Origin of the sequence: Sorangium sp. So ce448, assembly GCF_051520915.1 — a bacterium.
Lineage (GTDB): Bacteria > Myxococcota_A > Polyangia > Polyangiales > Polyangiaceae > Sorangium > Sorangium cellulosum_B.
The window spans coordinates 9,226,448-9,241,568 of record NZ_CP150343.1; the positions used below are offsets into that span (position 1 = coordinate 9,226,448).

6 protein-coding genes and 1 pseudogene are annotated in these 15,121 nt (G+C 71.1%); 5 read left to right on the forward strand and 2 right to left on the reverse strand.

The features are described from left to right. The first annotated feature begins 29 nt into the window (after positions 1-29). Positions 30-311: an SRPBCC family protein gene (locus tag WMF45_RS35020; RefSeq protein WP_437709760.1), complete on the forward strand. Its 282-nt coding sequence runs from the start codon at positions 30-32 to the stop codon at positions 309-311. 188 nt (positions 312-499) lie between these two features. Further along, positions 500-1,381 (forward strand): alpha/beta hydrolase, encoded by an 882-nt coding sequence (locus WMF45_RS35025; RefSeq protein ID WP_437709762.1) that lies wholly within the window; start codon positions 500-502, stop codon positions 1,379-1,381. A 262-nt stretch (positions 1,382-1,643) separates the two neighbouring features. Here the strand turns inward: WMF45_RS35025 and WMF45_RS35030 are convergent, their stop codons facing one another. Beyond that, a complete protein-coding gene (locus WMF45_RS35030) occupies positions 1,644-3,791 on the reverse strand; it encodes a right-handed parallel beta-helix repeat-containing protein (RefSeq protein WP_437709764.1) in 2,148 nt (715 codons plus the stop codon). A 348-nt stretch (positions 3,792-4,139) separates the two neighbouring features. On the opposite strand from WMF45_RS35030, the pseudogene WMF45_RS35035 reads away from it, so the two are divergent. Beyond that, a pseudogene (locus WMF45_RS35035) lies at positions 4,140-4,771 on the forward strand (LLM class flavin-dependent oxidoreductase); the annotation flags it as partial. A gap of 631 nt (positions 4,772-5,402) precedes the next feature. Here the strand turns inward: WMF45_RS35035 and WMF45_RS35040 are convergent. Further along, positions 5,403-6,449, reverse strand: a complete 1,047-nt coding sequence (locus WMF45_RS35040) for a hypothetical protein (RefSeq protein WP_437709765.1) — start codon at positions 6,447-6,449, stop codon at positions 5,403-5,405. A gap of 779 nt (positions 6,450-7,228) precedes the next feature. On the opposite strand from WMF45_RS35040, the gene hrpA reads away from it, so the two are divergent. Further along, on the forward strand, positions 7,229-11,011 hold the full coding sequence (hrpA, locus tag WMF45_RS35045; protein ID WP_437709767.1) for an ATP-dependent RNA helicase HrpA: 3,783 nt from the start codon (positions 7,229-7,231) through the stop codon (positions 11,009-11,011). 114 nt (positions 11,012-11,125) lie between these two features. After that, positions 11,126-15,016, forward strand: coding sequence for a serine/threonine-protein kinase (locus tag WMF45_RS35050; protein ID WP_437709769.1), 3,891 nt, complete (start codon positions 11,126-11,128; stop codon positions 15,014-15,016). Positions 15,017-15,121: the final 105 nt, after the last annotated feature.

Genomic DNA, 15,121 nt, shown 5'->3' on the forward strand with positions numbered 1-15,121 from the left:
GGCCGCGGCGGTGACGACCCGGAACCCGGGTGCGCTATCGCAGCCTGCGCTCGTTCCCCGCTTGCCTGTTCCTCACCTTCGAGGGCGGCTTCGATCTCGACGAGACCGCCGTGGGCACCCGCGTGGTGCATACCGAGCGCTTCCGCTTCTTCGCGCCGTGGCGCTGGGTGATGGAGCCGTTCCTGCGTGAATGGCTGGCGAGGGACGTGCGCGAGGAGATGGGGCGGCTGAAGACGCTGATCGAGGCAGAGCACCTCGCGCGCCCGGCGCAGCGCGCTTTCCCGAGGAACGACGCGAAACCCGCTCCCTGACCGCAGCTTGGCGCGCTCTGCGCCGCGCGGGGCCCGTATGGAGCACTTGACGCGTAGGTTGGTCATTGCCCATGAACGAACCCCGCCAGTGGAGCCCAGCAGCGCAGTCGAACCTGCGGACGAACGCAAGAGGCCGCGCGTCGAGCTGCGCGCGGCGTCGCTCCCGCGATCGGAGTACTGTTGCACCGATGCGCCACCCGCTGGCCGATCCCCTTCGCTTGCGCCTGCTCCTCTCCATCGGCGTGGTCCTCCTGGCGGGGCCTGGGTGCAGCCGCGAGCCGGCGCCGGCGCCCCCAGCGGGGCCTTCGGCCGCGCGTCCGTCGTCGGAGACGCCGTCAGCGGGGCCGGTCGCGCCTCCGCCGCCGGCGGGAGCGCCGGGGAGCACCACCCGGGGCGAAATCGCGGGCGTGCGCTACCTCGAGCACATGACGGGCGGGGCGCGACCCGACGAGCGGGTGCCGATGATCGTCGCGCTGCACCCCATGGGCGGGGACCCCGCGGACTTCCAGCAGCTGCTCCGGCGCTACCGCCGCCGCGCCCGGCTCATCCTCCCGTACGGCCACCCGAGCGGCGGGATGTACATCTGGTACGACTCGGTCGGCGATGACGTCGCCGCCCCCGTGGTCACGCGGGAAGCCGATCGGATCGCCGCTGCGCTCGCCGCCCTGGTGGCCGCCCGCCCCACTGTCGGCAAGCCCCTCGTCACCGGCTTCTCACAGGGCGGCATCATGACCTTCGCCCTGGCGGTCACCCACCCCGAGGCGCTGGCGGCCGCCTTCCCCATCAGCGGTCTGCTCCCGCCGTCGCTCTACCCGTCGGCGGCGCTGAGCTCGGGCCCGCGCCCGGCGACGCTTCCGCCGGTCACGGCCTTCCACGGCGCCTCCGACCTGGCGGTGCCGACCCGAGGCGCGCGCGACTCGATCGCCGAGCTGCGGCGCGCCGGGTACACCGCGGAGCTGCGCGAGTACGCCGGGGTCGAGCACGACATCTCCGACGAGGAGGTGGGCGAGATCTTGGAGCGGATCGGGCGGGCGGCCGACGGCCTCGCGGACGCGGCGCCGGCGCCTTGAAGCGGTCGCGCTCGTCGACTTCTGCGCGGGGCGCCGAAGGGGTAGCTCAGGGCAGGACGCTGGCACCCTTGCCGAGCGCCGGGAGGCCCCATGTCGGCAGCGACCCCGGCTGAGAAGCTTTTGGGTGTACAAGTGGACATGCGGTATGGCGCTCGATGCCCTCGAGTGCCCGGCCTGCAAGGGCAGGATATCGCTGTGCCCTGCTGGCGAGGGCGCCCGACCCGGCCTGCGTGACCCCGCGCCTCGCGGAGTCGGCGCGGCTTCAGCGCTCGTCGGCGCCGATGTCGATGCGCGCGCCGCTCGTCCGCGCGCCGCCGTCGATGTCGGTGGCGCCGCTCCGGCTGCCCAGATCGATGCCAGCGTCGACGGCAGGCGAGCCGCTGGTCAGGTGGAGGTCCGACGGGGGCCCGACGAGGAGCGGGTCGACGAACCTCGCGCGCGGGTCGGAGAAGGCGCCCGCCGAGCTGCGGCTCGCGCCGAAGAAGATGTTGTTGTCGACGGTCACGTTCCTGTTGTTGCTGCCGCTGCTCACGTAGTCCTTGCCCGACGTGGCGCGGAGGATGTTGTTCTGGATGAGCACGCCGTTCGCGTTGTTCTGGAGGATGATCTCGCCGCCGGCGCCCTGGTAGAGCGTGTTGTTCAGCACCGCGATGTCCGCCGCGTTGCCCCTGCTCGTGTCGTAGCCGCCGATCATGATGTTGCCCTGGTAGCTCCGCGACACGAAGTTGTTCCGCACGGTGATGTTGCTGGTGGTCCTGCCCGCGTGCTCGCTGGCGATCTCGATGCCGATGTCGCTCGAGTCCACCTTGTTTCGCTCGATGACGATGTCCTTGCCGCCGTCGACGTAGATGCCGTCAGCCGACCGCTCGCCGTCGTACGCGGGGTTTCCGGCCGAGGAGATGTTGTAGACGATGTTGTCCACGCACACGCCGTCTCTCGCCTGGTCCGAGCCCGAGGGGCCGGTGCCCTCGAAGCCGATGAAGTCGATGCCGATGTTGTCGTTGTCGTGGACCGTGTTGCGCGAGACGACGAACTTGGTGACGTTGCCGTTGAGGACCATCGCCTCGCTCGAGCCGAGCTTGCAGTCCCGGATCTCGTTCCCGTCGATGAGGAGATCGGTCATCGGCGTCGCGGACGTCCCGTAGAAGGCGATGCCGTGCGCGTCCTGGGAGCTCTCGATGTGGTGCACGAGGTTGTTGCGGATCTCGAGGAAGCTCGAGCTGCCGCTCACGCTGATGCCCATCGGCGTGTCGCCGCTGCCCTTGAAGTTCTGCACCGTCATGCCGGTGACCTTGATGTAGTTCTTGCTGGAGATGTCGATGCCGACGCCGCTCTTGCCGGTCCCGTCGAGGATCGCGCCGGCCTCGCCCTTGAGGGTGATGCAGCCGGCTGAAGCGGTGCCGCTCCTCGTGAAGGAGACCTTCTCGTTGTAGGTGCCCGCCTTGACGACGACGGTGTCGCCCGCGGCCGCCGCGTTGAGGCCGGCCTGGATCGTCCTGTGGTCGCCGCCCGATGGCGCGACGGTGATGGTCCTGCCGCTCGAGCGATCGCCGCACGCCCCGGCCACCGGGCTGGGGGTGGGGTCGGGGTCGGGGTCGGAGGTGGAGCCGGCGTCGCCGCACACGCCAGGCGACCCGCCACCGCCGCACGTCTGGGCGCCAGAGCACGTTCCACAGCTCGCCACGGTGCGGGGGCTGCCGCAGCTGTCATTGGCGGAGAGCGGGCCGCAGCTCCTGGCGAGCCGCGAGCAGAGCTGCGCGTCGGTCTCGGGGACGCACTCGGGCGGCGGCCCGCTGGTGAGGGTGGCGTTGAGGACCAGCAGGTCGATGTCGGACGCGTCGGCGGTGCTCGTGGTTCCATAGCGGATCTTGAGCTTGCCGCCCGACACGAACCGAGCGTGCGGGGACGGGAGCGCGAGGGTGGCGGCGCTCCAGGCCCAGGACGAAGCGAACGCGTTGTCGCCGATCTTGACCCAGGTGCTGGTGCTGTAGTCCCAGGCGTCGAAGGTCCAGAGCATATCGGCCTTCGCGGGTCCTCGGTAGTTCACCGACAGGCTGAGCGCCGAGACGTCGGCGTCCGAGGCGCCGGCCGGCAAGGCGTACTCGCACTGAGCCTGGCTGCCGGGGTTGAACTCGACATACTTGCTCCACGTATCGGCCGTGCCGCTCAGATCTTTCGTCGCCAGGGCCTGAGCGCCCTGGCCTCCGGTGGACCCCTTGAGGACGGTCAGCTTCGAGCAGGTCATCGTCGCGCTCGAGGCGAGCCCGGCGCCGAGCGTGTCGGAGTCGGACGCATCGGGTCCGCCTTGCGTCGCGCACGCGGGAAAGAGCCCGACGGCGAGCAGAAGGGCGCCGGGCGGAGCGTACCGATGCATCGTGGGAGTCATCCGGTTCTTGCGCGATCGGTTCATGGGTCGTGGTCCTCGTTGTTTGGCTCATGACGCTGGAGTCGCGTACACGACGCGTGCTCCAGACGCTTCGACGCGAGGACATTGCAAGCAGGCGGCCATGACGCTCATCGTGGGGGAACGACGAGGTGATCACCTGGATGGCGCGATTCGATGGCTGGAGCGATCACGCGATGTTGCGCAACGATCGTACGGTTGCGCATCGTTCGGACAGCCGCCGGTTCGCGAGGCGTCGGGGCGAGGAGGGGTTCAGCGCGAGCGAACAAGGACGGTGGCAGCAAATTTTCACCCTGTCAGATATTTCTGACTGCGTGTAATCCAACCTGGGTCGGGGCGACCGCCGGCAACGCGGCGCGCCTGCACGTCCTGGATCACCGGGGCAAGCACTACTCGGTGCGCGGTCCCCTGAACATCGCGCGCCCGGTCCAGGGCTGGCCGGTGATCGTGCAGGCGGGCGCCTCGGAAGCAGGCCGGCAGCTCGCGGCCGAGACCGCAGAGGTCGTGTTCGCGGCGCAATCCACGCTGGAAGGCGCGCGACGCCTCTACGCCGACGTCAAGGGCAGGCTGGAGCGCCTGGGGCGGCACCCCGACACACTCAAGATCTTGCCGGGCGCGCCGGTCGTCGTGGGGGACACCGTCCAGGAGGCGCAGGAGAAGCGCGCGCGGCTCGACAGCCTCGTGCACTTCGACAGCAGCATCGCCTCGCTCTCGATCGCGCTCGGCTGCGACGCATCGCGGTTCGATCCGGACGCGCCGCTCCCCGAGATCCCGCCCACGAACGCCGGCCAGAGCGGGCGCGAACGCGCGATCTCCCCTACTTGCCGGGCGGCCTCGACGATTTCGTCGATCCCGTCGTCCCCGAGCTCCAGCGCCGGGGCCTGTTCCGGCGTGAGTACGAAGGGCGAACGCTGCGCGAGAACCTGGGGCTCGCGCGGCCCCCCAACCGATTCTTCCCGATCCCCGCGCTGAGCGCTGAGCGCTGAGCGCTGCCGGGGCGCCCGTTCGATAACCCGTCAGCTCCTCGACCGTCGCGCACGAGGAGAACGATGTCACGAGCTACAGTCACCTTGAAGACCCGAGACGGGCAAACCGAGGCCTCCGTAGCCGCAGATGCGCAAACGAATCCGATGGCTCCGTCCACCTTGCCCTCGAGTGCCCGGCCTGCAAGGGCAGGATGAAGCTCGTCGCCATGATCACCGAGCCGAGCAACATCGCCCGCTTCCTCACCGCGCTCGGTGAGCCGACCGACGTTCCAGGCCGGCAGCGGTGCTCCTTGGCCAATTTCTGAAAGACCAGTTCGCTGGATTTCGTCGCCGGCGTCCGACAATCTGTAGCGGGCCTCTTTCATGAAGTTTTCAGGCTGACAGGGTTCGCTCTCCAGGGCGGCCTTGTCCCCACGGTGCCCGGCCCACTGGCGCAGCCGCATGGCAAGGAAGACATCGCCGGTGTGGGTCAACCACTTACGCAACTCGTCTCCAGCCGATGAACGTCGAACAAACACGTTCACCGGCGTTGACCACTGTTTATCGAGACACGAGAACAGCAGCTCATCGAACCGAGATAGAGCCAGCGGTGAGAGCCGCCTGCCGGGGCTCGCGCGCTCGACGATACGCCCTATTCCAGGCTGTCGCCCGACGACACGGTGCCAAATCGGCTCAGGTAAGGTGTGCCTCGTGCATCAAATTGGCATGCCCATACGCGGTCAGGATCATACGCGGTAGCACCTCCAATAGACACAGGCGGAGCCGCTTGCACACTCGGCAGCGCCTCGAGGATCGCCTCGCTCCCCGCACGCCAGCGAAAGGACCATCTCGTCATCTCGGAAGGTCTCGGATGATGCGCATTTCGACGTTCGACGATACGGCCTCGCGTGTGGCGATACCAATCATTGAGCCGTTTGGCCACGTACAGATCCCCCGTGTATGAAAACCATGCATCAAGCTCAGATTCAGCGTTGATCGCGTTGACAAAAACTTTAACCGGCGAGAGCCATTCTTGCGATAGCTGTCGCAGGAGGAGCTCGTCAAAGCGCGATAGTAATAGCCCATGACCTGCCCGTCGGGGAAAGAGTCCGGCATGATAACGCCCAAGGTTGGCCAACTGCGGGTGGAACATGCTCCCAGATGCACAGAACCTAGAAAAGGCGACGGGCGAGCGACGGCACCACAATTTCCAGAGCGTCGCCGCGAGAGCTGTCTCGAGCTTCGACCATTGAACCACGGGCGGCTTGCGTAGCAGAGCATCCGCGATATTGAGGGATATGGCCCTGCCTGGGCCGGGCCCTTGCGGGAATGCTCCGGCGGCCTCTGGGCTGAGATCAACGACAAACACTGTGCGCCCTCGCGCGACTACGGAAGCGCAGATTCGGCACAGGCTCATCAGGCCGCCTGGTGTCGGCGGAAGCGCCACGCAGACCGGCGGCCCATCAGAACGCGCAAGATCTTCATTGAGATCGGCAGACGGCTCTCCACCCAAATATCTAACGCGCGCAGCACGATGACGTTTCAGATCGATTCTTGATGGCCCCAGGAGGAGTTCGTCATCCTCGACCACGACGGGGGATGCCACCTTCGCTAGAGCCGCTCCGGCAACCCTGCCCATGGCAACGTAGACTGCGCCCTGTATCGGATCATTCATCATCTGAATCCGCACGATCTGCATTTACACGCTGGCGGGTATGGTGTACCCGATTGGCAGGCTTCGAGGCAACTCCTGCACGATGTATGGCGCCATTTGTCGCAGCCTGGATATCCCGTGATGCACCTGCCGCCGATTTCCTGGCAATCCACGAACATGTCTGTGCATGTCTTGTCGGGCGTGCACCCTGCCATCTGCTCAGTGGCGCCGCTCCCCACGTCGTCACCGTTCCCGAACCGGTCCCCCGTAGCTGCTGACCCCGGTGGGTATGGTTCTCCGGCCCCTGTGCCTTCCGTCCCCCTGAGATAGCACTCGCCCACGTCGTAGTTGCACGCCCATACCGTGAGACCGAGAGGAATAAGAACAGGGATCGCCTTCAGTTTCTGCCTGTGGCGCATGCTCATCCTCCAAGTTTTTCCAGATGCGTGTGCGGAGGGGCGGCGTCAACTGTGATTCAGGGCATGGATTGCGTCCCTGCGGCTACGGCTTGTCAACCTCGCCCCGGTCCGAAGCCGAGCTCGCGCTGAGCGCAGCGGGTGGCACATCGTCGCGGCCGAGTTCGGCGCGGACCATCGAGGGTCGAGGTGAAGTCGAAATGAACAGGCTGGCTATTGTGGATGGTACTTCACTCCGCTCCTCCTTCCGCCTTGACGTCTGAGCTCACGAACGCGGCTGCCTCGCCGGTGTCTGCCTGGAGCGGCCGCGAAGGGCGAGGGACACGGCTTCGGTTCGGCGCGCCGCGTGGCGAGCGAGCGGCTTCGGACGGCGCCCCGCGGCGGGAGATGCTACCCCCTCGCCCCACCGTGACCCCCCGCGTTCCGCAAGAGCAGCCCCCCGCGCCGCCCGCCCCCGGCGGCCGGACCTCGTCCCCGCCCCCGTCCGGGAGGAGCCCGGTCCGCTTTCCCGAGGAGCTGCCCATCTCGGCGCGGGTGCGCGACATCGCCCGGGCCATCGAGGCGCACCAGGTCGTGATCGTCGCGGGCGAGACCGGCTCGGGTAAGACCACGCAGCTCCCCAAGATCTGCCTGGCCATGGGCCGCGGCCTCTCCGCCCGGATCGGCGTCACGCAGCCGCGCCGCATCGCCGCCACCAGCGTCGCGGCCCGCGTCGCCAAGGAGCTCAACGTCGAGCTCGGCAAGGAGGTCGGCTACAAGATCCGCTTCTCGGACAGGACGAGCCCGGCCACCTACGTCAAGTACATGACCGACGGCATCGTCCTCGCCGAGATCCAGGGCGATCCGCGGCTCTCGGGCTACGACACGCTCATCATCGACGAGGCCCACGAGCGCAGCCTCAACATCGACTTCCTGCTCGGCTACCTCAAGCGCCTGCTGCCGAGGCGCCCGGATCTCCGCGTCATCGTCAGCTCCGCGACGCTCGAGACCGACAGGTTCGCGGCCTACTTCGACGGCGCCCCGGTCATCGAGGTCTCCGGCCGCACGTACCCGGTGGAGGTCATCCACCGCCGCCCGGAGAGCGGAGAGGCCGAGGTCGCCGACGCCGTCGCCGCCACGGTCGAGGAGATCACCTCGATCGATCCGCGCGGGGACATCCTCGTCTTCCTCCCGGGAGAGCGGGAGATCCACGACACCATGGCCGAGCTCACGCGCCACGGCCTGCCGCACACGACGCTGCTGCCGCTCTACGGGCGGCTCCCTCAGGGCGACCAGCAGCGCGTGTTCCAGTCCCTGCCGGGGCGGCGGATCGTGCTCGCGACCAACGTCGCGGAGACGTCGCTCACCATCCCGGGCATCGTGTACGTCATCGACTCCGGGCTCGCCCGCGTCAACCGCTACAGCCCGCGCACGGGCGTCACCCAGCTCCAGATCGAGGCCATATCCCGCGCGAGCGCCGACCAGCGCAAGGGGCGCGCGGGCCGCGTGCAGAGCGGCGTGTGCTTCCGGCTCTACGACGAGCAGGACGACAGGGGGCGGCCCGCGTACACCGATCCGGAGATCCTGCGCGTCGGCCTCTCGGGCGTCATCCTCCAGATGAAGGCGCTCGGGCTCGGCGCCATCGAGGATTTCCCCTTCCTCGACGCGCCGTCGAAGCGCGCCGTGGACGAGGGCTACCGGGTCCTCGAGGAGCTCGGCGCGCTCGACGACGCGAGCGAGCTCACGGACACCGGCAGGAAGCTCGCGCGGCTGCCGCTCGACCCGCGGCTCGGCCGGATGGTCCTCGGGGGCGAGAGCGAGGGGGCGCTCGCCGAGGTGCTCATCATCGCCGCGGCGCTCGGCGTGCAGGATCCCCGGGAGCGGCCGCTCGCCGCCCAGAAGCAGGCCGACGACGCGCACCGCAAATTCAAGGACGAGACCTCCGATTTCGTGGGGCTCCTGAAGCTGTGGAGCTTCTACCAGGACGCGCAGGGCCGGCTGACCCAGAACCAGCTCAGGAAGGCCTGCCGCGACCATTTCGTCTCGTACCTCCGCATGCGCGAGTGGGCCGACGTGCACCGGCAGATCAGCCGGATCACGAAGGAGATGGGGTTCTCGCCGAACGAGGCGCCCGCGAAGGGCGACGCCATCCACCGCGCGCTCCTGCCAGGCCTGCTCAGCCGCATCGGCATGTGGAACCAGGAGAACAAGGTGTACCTGGGCGCCCGGCAGACGCGCTTCCAGCTCCACCCGTCGTCGGGCCTCGCGAAGAAGCCGCCCGCGTGGATCATGGCCGCCGAGCTGGTCGAGACGTCGCAGCTCTTCGCCCGGATGGCGGCGGCCCTCGATCCCGCGTGGATCGAGGCCGCGGCCGGGCCGCTCTGCAAGCGCAGCCACAGCGACCCGCACTGGGCCGCCAAGCCGGCGGCCGTGATGGCCCGGGAGCAGGTGACGCTGTACGGGCTGCCGATCGCGCGGGATCGACGGGTCGACTTCGGGGCGATCGACCCGAAGTCCGCGCGCCAGATCTTCCTCGTCCACGCGCTGGTCCGGCAGGAGTACGCGACGCGCGCGCCGTTCATGGACGCGAACCGGCGGCTCTTCGAGGAGGTCAGCCGGCTGCGCGACAAGGCGAGGAGGAGCGAGATGCTGGCCGACGAGCACGCGCTCGAGCTCTTCTTCGACCGGCGCGTCCCCGAGGGCGTCTACAACGGCAAGACGTTCGAGGCGTGGCGGAAGGAGGCCGAGGCGGAGGACCCGCGGGCGCTCCACCTGGCGCTCGCCGACGTCCTGCTCGACGAGGCCGCGGAGCTCACGCCCGAGCGCTTCCCCGATTCGCTCGACCTCTACGGCGCCGCCGTGCCGCTCTCCTACCGCTTCGATCCGGGCGAGGACGACGACGGCATCTCCCTCTCGCTGCCGCTCGTGCTCCTGCCGCAGGCCGATCCCGACGAGCTCGAGTGGATGATCCCCGGCTGGCACGCCGAGAAGATCGCGCAGCTGCTCGAGTCGCTGCCGAAGTCGCTCCGCAAGGCGCTCGTCCCGCTCGCCCCCCTCCGCGAGGTCGCCCGGGAGATCGCGGCGGAGCTACGGCCGTTCCAGGGCCCGCTGCGGGCCACGCTCGCGCGCGCGGTCGAGGACCGCACCGCCGAGCGCGTGCCCGAAGGCGCGTTCCGGCCCCAGGATCTGCCGCCGTACCTGCGCTTCTACTTCCGCGTGCTCGACGAGGACGGCCGGGTGATCGGCGAGGGGCGCGAGCTCCGCGAGCTCAAGGAGCGGCTGTCCGGCCGGGCGCGCGAGGCCTGGGCGAGGGTCGGCAAGGCGGGCCTGGAGCGGGACGGGCTCACGTCGTTCAGCGTCGAGGCGCTGCCCGAGCGCGTCCAGGTCGACGCCGGGCGCCACAAGGTGTTCGGCTACCCGGCGCTGATCGACGGGGAGACGTCCGTGTCGGTGCGCGTGCTCGCCTCGAGGGCCGCGGCGGCCGAGGCGACGCGCGCCGGGCTGCGGCGGCTCCTCTTGCTGCAGCTCGGGGGCAAGATGAGCCAGCTCGAGCAACCGCTGCGGAGCGCCGTGGCCGTGAGCGGCCTCGGTGCCAAGGTGGCCCCGGGCGAGCCGGGCCTCGCCCGGCAGATCGCGCTGCGCGCGCTCGACGAGGCGTTCCAGCTCGGCGATCCCGGCGCCTTTCCGAGGACGAAGGCCGCGTTCCTGGCGCGCCTCGACAAGGGCCGCGCGTCGCTGCAGGGCGTGCTCGGGAAGCTCGCGGGGCTGGCGCGGGAGATCGGCGTCGAGCTCGACCGCGTGCAGGCGATGCTCCGGTCGATGACGGGCAAGCCGGGCGCGCCCCGGCCGGCGCTCGACGACGTGCGCACGCAGGTCGACTTCCTGCTGCCGGTCGGGCTCTTCTCGCGCGCCCCGGTCGACCGGCTCGCGCACCTGCCCCGGTACCTGCGCGCCGCGCAGATCCGGCTCGAGCGGCTGCCCAACGGGCCGCAGAAGGACCAGAGCAAGGCCGCGCAGGTGCTGCCGTTCTGGCAGGACTACCTCAAGCACCAGCAGGGGCTGCGCGACAAGGGGGTGCCCGCGGAAGAGCTGGAGTCGTTCCGCTGGCTGATCGAGGAGCTCAGGGTGTCGCTCTTCGCGCCCGAGCTGAAGGCGGCGGTCCCGGTCTCGGCGCAGCGGCTCACGGAGCAGTGGAAGCGGCTGCTGGGATAGCGGCGTACGCCCGCTCGCCGTGACGCGCCCGCTCCAATGAGCGCTGGACGCAGCGCTCACCCCGCTGGCAGGCTGCCCGCCGGCGAGGCGCCTCGTCCAGGTCCTCGGTGAGCGATGCAGGCAGGTGACATCATCGACGGCCGGTTCTGCATCGAGCGCCTCGCGGCCTCGGGCGGGATGGGGGCCGTCTACCGGGCCCGCGATCAGGAGACCGGCGAGGCGGTCGCGATCAAGCTCGTGACCACCGAGAGCGCCCAGCACCTCGTCCGCTTCGCGCGCGAGGCCCACATGCTCGCGGCCGCCCGGGTGCCCGGCGTCGTGCGCTACGTCGCGCACGGCGCCACCGCGTGGGGACAGCCGTTCCTCGCCATGCAGTGGCTCGACGGCGAGACGCTCTCCGACCGGCTCACCCGCCAGGGCCTCACCCTCGAGGAGACCCTCGAGCTTGGCCTCCACGTCGCGAGGGCGCTCGGCGCCATCCACAGGCTCGGCCTCGTCCACCGCGACCTGAAGCCGAGCAACCTGCTGCTCGAGGGCGGCTCGCTCGAGCGCGTGCACCTCATCGATTTCGGCCTCGCCCGCGCCGTGACCGACGAGCCGCTCACGGCCGCCGGCCTCGTCCTGGGCACGCCCGGATACATGGCCCCCGAGCAGGCGCGCGGCGAGATCAGCGTCGACACCCGCGCCGACGTGTTCGCCCTCGGCTGCATCCTCTACCGCTGCCTCACCGGCCGCGCCGCCTTCCAGGGCAACGCCGGGCTCGCCGTGCTGATGAAGGTCCTCCTCGAGGAGCCGCCCCGCGCGCGCGACCTCCGGCCCGGCACCCCCGCCGCGCTCGACGATCTCATCGCCCGCATGCTGGCGAAATCCCCGCTGGATCGGCCGGCCGACGGCGGCGCCGTGGCGGCCGAGCTCGCCACGATCGGCGCGCCCGAGAGCAGCGTCGGCGGGCCCCGATCGTTCCCGCCGCGCGCGGTGGAGCTCACGACCGGCGAGCGACGCGTGACCTGCCTCGTGGTCACCCGCGAGCGCGCTATCAACACAAGCGCCGCGGCGGAGCCGCACCAGGACCACGCAGGCGCCGCGGCGGAGCCGCGCCAGGCAGAGCTCTGGCAGCTGCACGACGTGGCCGAGCAGTACCGCGGCGAGCTCGAGCTCCTCGAGGGCCGCTCGCCGCTCATCGTGCTGTCCGGCGCGGGCGCGCCGACCGACCTCGCGGCGCGGGCCGCCCGGTGCGCGCTCGCGCTGCAGGAGCTGCTCGGCGGCGCGCCCGTCGCGCTCGCCACAGGCCGGGCGGAGCTCTCGGCGCGCGTGCCCGTCGGCGAGCTCATCGACCGCGCCTTCCAGATGCTCGCCGCCCACGACGACCGCGCCGTCCCCGCGGGCGTCCGCATCGACGAGGTGACCGCGGGCCTCATCGGCATGCGGTTCGACGTCACCGAGGACGCCGCGGGCCGCGTCCTGCACGGGGCGCGCGACGAGCGGACCGCGCAGCTGCTCGGCAAGCCGACCACCTACGTGGGCCGCGAGCGCGAGCTCGCCATGCTCGTGGCCGAGGTCGATCGCTGCATCGACGAGGGCGCCGCGGGCGCGGTGCTCGTGACGGCCGAGGCCGGGATGGGCAAATCGCGCCTGCGAAAGGAGCTCATCCGCAAGCTCCGCGAGCGGGGAGACAGGATCGAGGTCTGGATCGGCCAGGGCGACCCCATGGGCGCCGGCGCGGCCTTCGGCCTGCTCGCGAGCGCGCTCCGGGACGCCCTCGGCGTCGCCGACGGCGAGCCCCTCGAGGCGCGGCAGCGCAAGGTCCGGAGCCGCGTGGAGCAATACGGGGGCACCGACGCGCCCCGCGTCGCGGCCTTCCTCGGCGAGCTCGTCGGCGCGCCGTTCCCCGACGAGCACGACGTGCAGCTCCGGCTCGCGCGGCGCGACGCCGTGCTGATGGGCGACCAGCTCCGCCACGCCTGGGAGGACTTCCTCCGGGCGGCGTGCCGCGCGGGGCCCGTGCTCCTCGTGCTCGAGGATCTCCAGTGGGGCGACCTCCCCACCGTCACGATGGTCGACGAGGCGCTGCGCCAGCTCAAGGACATGCCGCTGCTCGTGCTGGCGCTGGGGCGGCCCGACGTGCGCCGGCTCTTCCCGAAGCTCTGGGAGGGCCGGCTGGCCCACGAGCTCCACCTCACGCCGCTCCCGCGCCGCGCGAGCGAGCGGCTCGTGCGCGAGGCGCTGGGCGCGCACGCGCGGCACGACCTCGTGGGGAGGCTCGTCGAGCGCGCCGACGGCAACGCGTTCTTCCTCGAGGAGCAGATCCGCGCGGCCGCCGAGGGCAACAGCGAGGGCCAGCCGGAGACGGTGGTGGCCATGGTGCAGGCGCGGCTGGAGACGCTCGACGCCGAGGCGCGGCGGCTCCTCAGGGCGGCGAGCATCTTCGGCGAGACGTTCAGGTCGAGCGCGGTCGCCGCGCTCCTCGGGAGCGCCGACATCGCGCAGGTCCTCGCGGAGCTGCTCCGGCGCGAGGTGATCGTGCGGCGGGGCGAGGGGCGGCCGCGGGACGACGCGGAGTACTGCTTCCGCCACGCGCTCGTCCGCGAGGCGGCCTACGGCATGCTGACGGCGCGCGACCTCCGCATCGGCCACGCGCTCGCGGGCAGCTTCCTCGAGGCGGCCGGCGAGGGTGATCCGAGGGCGCTCGCCGAGCACTTCGAGCGCGGCGAGGAGCCCGAGAAGGCCGCCGAGTGGTACCTGCGCGCCGCCGACAACGCGCTCCGCGGCAACGACCTCGCCGAGGCGATCGCCTGCGCCGAGCGCGGCATCGCCTGCAGGCCGGATCCCGCCGCGGTGGGCGCGCTCCGCCTCGTCGAGGCCGAGGCGCTGCTCTGGCGCGGCGAGCCGGCCCTCGCGGAGCAGCGCGGGATAGAGGCGACGCGGCACCTCGTGCCGGGCTCCGTGGCGTGGTTCTCGGCGTTCACGCAGCTCGCGGGGGCGGGGCACAAGCAGGGCCACTACGAGCGCGTCGAGCGCTGGATGATGGTCGTCCTCGGCACGGAGCCGCTCGACGGCGCGCGCATCGCGAGGAACGCCTGCCTGCTCGAGGGGGCGATCGTGCTCCTGCTCGGCGGCCGCTACGCGTGCGTCGACGCGCTGATCGACGCCGTCGAGCGCGCGACGGAGGACGCGTCGGCCGCGGATCTCATGATCGAGGCGAAGCTCCTCTACCTGCACGGGCTCCTCCGGCAGCACAACGGCGATCCGAGCGCCTGCATCGCGAGCATGGGCGCGGCGCTCGCCGCGTTCGAGGACATCGGCGATCGCCGCGAGGCGTGCCGGGCGCGGCTGAACATGGGCCTCTGCTACGTCCAGTTCGGGTACTTCGAGGCGGCGGCGGGGGTGCTGCGCGCCGGGCTCGAGGAGGCGGAGCGGATGGCGCTCGACGACCGGGTCCCGAACGCGCTGCAGAACCTCGGCCTCGCGCTGGCCCACGCCGGCGAGGTCGACGCGGCGAGGGCGGCCCTGCGGAGCTCGATCGAGGCGCTCGAGCGCCGCGGCGACCGGCGGCGGGAGTGCGAGAGCCGGCTCCAGCTCGCGCGCGTCCTGCTCCTCGCGGGCGAGCCCGCGCTCGCCGAGGCGGAGGCGCAGGCGGCCGAGGCGCTCGCGCGGGGGGTGCCGGAGCGGCTCCCCGCGGCCATCGCGGCGCGCGCGCGCGCGCTGCTCGACCTCGGGCGCGCCGGCGAGGCGCTCGCCGCCACGACGCAGGCCCTGTCCCTGCTCGAGTCGGGCCGCCGTGACGAGGAGGGCCCGCTGGTGCGCCTGGTCCACGCCGAGGCGCTGGCCGCGACGGGCCAGATGGCCGAGGCCAAGGGCGCGATCGCCCTGGCCCGCAACGGGCTGCTCGTGCGGGCCGGGAGGATCGGCGATCCTGTCTGGCGCGAGCGCTTCTTGCGCGACGTCCCCGACAACGCGCGGATCCTGGAGCTCGCGCAAGGCTGGCTCGACGGCCACGCGCCCTGAAGCGCCAGCCGCGCTGGGGCCAGGGGGAGAGGCCATCACGGCGTCCGGGAGCGCACATGGCGGTGATTCCCGCCTTCGCGCGGGAGCATCTTTTTGTCGCGCGGG